The sequence below is a fragment of the Phormidium sp. CCY1219 genome (assembly GCF_055795085.1).
Genome location: NZ_JAYFEQ010000924.1, coordinates 1 through 2,499, shown reverse-complemented (window position 1 = coordinate 2,499; position 2,499 = coordinate 1). Strand labels below are relative to the sequence as shown.

At 52.6% G+C, this 2,499-nt stretch carries 2 protein-coding genes; both read right to left on the bottom strand.

The window, feature by feature from the left end:
- Positions 1 to 180: 180 nt before the first annotated feature.
- Positions 181 to 1,437, bottom strand: a complete 1,257-nt coding sequence (locus AC0QH1_RS30460; protein WP_324635202.1) for an ATP phosphoribosyltransferase regulatory subunit — start codon at positions 1,435 to 1,437, stop codon at positions 181 to 183.
- On the bottom strand, positions 1,437 to 2,399 hold the full coding sequence (locus tag AC0QH1_RS30455; RefSeq protein WP_324635201.1) for a J domain-containing protein: 963 nt from the start codon (positions 2,397 to 2,399) through the stop codon (positions 1,437 to 1,439). The genes AC0QH1_RS30460 and AC0QH1_RS30455 overlap by 1 nt, the downstream gene beginning before the upstream one ends.
- Positions 2,400 to 2,499: the final 100 nt, after the last annotated feature.

Below are 2,499 nucleotides of genomic sequence, written 5' to 3'. Positions count from 1 at the left end.
CAGTTAAGCAAGCTATGCATTGCATATACGTCCTGCCTGCACCTATAGCTTCATTCTACCCCATGTCAAGTAAAAAAACAACTCCCTCCCCGATTCGGCGGGCCAAAATTAGGAATTAGCCCGCTGGCGGGGGGGTTTGTGGAGCGCCACCATATATCCGGTGGCAGATTGTGGGGAGGGTTAAAGCACCGATTCGGTTTCGGTGAGACCATGCCCATCCACCCAGGCAATGCGAGCGATCGCCCGAGAACGGGCATAGTCGCGCACCGCCTCAGTAGTGGGGCGCGGTTGTAAATCCACCTCAACCCGGCCAGAATCGTGGCTTTCGCGGAGTGTTTGGGCGTAGGAAAAAGCCGCCGAGAACGCTTGGGGCGTCCGAGGCACTACCAGAGTATCAGTGGGCGGGGTAGCGCGAGGCAGTTGACCTGTAGGCAAGAGGACTTGGTGCAAATCCTCGATATTGAGGGCGAAACCAATGCCGGGAATATCTTCTTCCTGGGGATGATAAAGACTGAGCAAGCGATCGTAACGGCCCCCTTGGCCCAAAACGAGCTGACCCGAGTCCGTTTCGCAGACCACCTCAAACACAATGCCGGTATAGTAATCCCAGGGTTGAATCAGGCTCAAATCCAGAATCAGCGGTTGCACCTCAGCGGTGGAGGGGGAAGTTTCCTGGGAAGGCGAGGGAAAGTAGTCGGCGAGTAAATCCACCAGGGACTTGAGATTTTCCAGAGTTGCTCTTTCCGACTCATCCAGGTCGAGGGTCGCAACCCGTTGCAACACATCAGCGGGACGACCGCGCAGATCGAAGAGAAACAAAGCCCGATCGCGCTGTGCGGGACTCAGGGGAAGCGCTTCGATCGTGAGGCGATTGAGATGAGCGATCGCGTGGCGCACCTTGTCTTGCAACGCGGGGGGAAAGCTTCGCAACAGCGATCGGGTCAATCCCGCCTCGCCTAAAATCACCCGGGATTTCTGCAATCCCAAACTTTGCAAGCACTGACGCAGCAGCAGGACAATTTCTGCATCGGCGAGCAATCCGCCCGCGCCCAGGAGTTCTACCCCAGCTTGATAAAATTCCTGCTGGGAACCGTGATAGCCTTCCCGATGGCGGCGGAAGACATTGGCGTTGTAATACAGACGTTGCGGATAACTGCTGCCGGCCATGCGCGTTACTGCGCTACGGGCGATCGAGGCAGTCACTTCCGGACGCAGGGCCAGGGGCATATCCTCCTCAGTTTCTTGAAGCTGGATAGCCGTAGAGGCATCGATCGCCCCCCCCGCCATTAGGGTATCCAAACGCTCCACCGTAGAGGGAATAATGCGATGATACCCCCATTGCTCGAAAACCGGGCGCAGGCGCTCTTCGATCCAACGTTTTTGCGCTACATCGAGGGGAAGTAAATCTCGTGCCCCTGATGGTGGTTGATGAATCATTATTTTTTCTTCTTCTTGCCTTTATCCTTATTGCCAAACAAACTACCGAAGAAAGCCGCGATCGCAGATTGATTCTCTTTTTTCTTCCCTGAGTTTTGTGCTGCTTTTTGCAGTCCTTTTTTCGCCTCTAAAGCAGACTCTTCCTGGGGATTCAATTTCAACGCTTGGTTGATATGAATAGAAGCCAGGGTGAGTTGATTTTGCTTCACATACACTTTCCCTAACAAGCCGTGAGCGCGACTATTTTTCGGTTCGATTTTGAGACCTTCTTTTAATTCCACCACAGCTTTGGCAAAATCTCCACCCTCCATAAAATCTTGTGCTCTGCGGCAATAGGCGTCAATCTTAGACGGACCTGCGGTAGCAGTAGCTGCCTTTGCTTGCGCCGATTCCCCTTCGGGTGGGGGAGTTTTTTGCGCCGGTTTTGACTGGGTTGCTGCTTTAGCGGATTTCTTCGCTGCCGGCTTGCCCACCTTTTCCCCTTTACTTTGTTTGCGCTGTAGGTAGACCAAATTCAGTTCGCTGATTTCACCGATAACCTTTACGGTGTCTTGCAGGGATTCAAACTGGGTTTGGCTCAATTGCGAAACTGCATTTTTGTAGTCCTTTTCCAAATCCTGGGACTTTAATAACTGCTGCGCCGCCTCAGTGGTGAGGTTGACTTTATCCTTTTGTTGAACCACGCGCTTCGCCATCATGCCCAGCAGCACCGCATGTTCGGCGCGGGCGCGTTCGTTGGTGAGCTTGCTGTAGGCGGGATTGGCCAGTTTTGACAAAATTTGAGTGGCCAATTTTTTATCGGCGGGGGTTTCTACGTTAGCGCTGTCTGGATGCAGTTTTCGCGCAATTTGCATGTAGCGTTTGCGGATTTGACTGAATTCGGCATCCAAAGGCACCCCCAAAATGGCATGGTGGTCTTCAAAGTCGAATTGAAATAAGCCTAGCGAAATTTTTATAGACATAATTTCTTGCCCATCCCCTGACACTGTTAAACTAAGCAATTCCGTCACCAGAACTACTCGTCTTCAAAACCGGACTTGAGACTTTCACCTCATCCGGGGA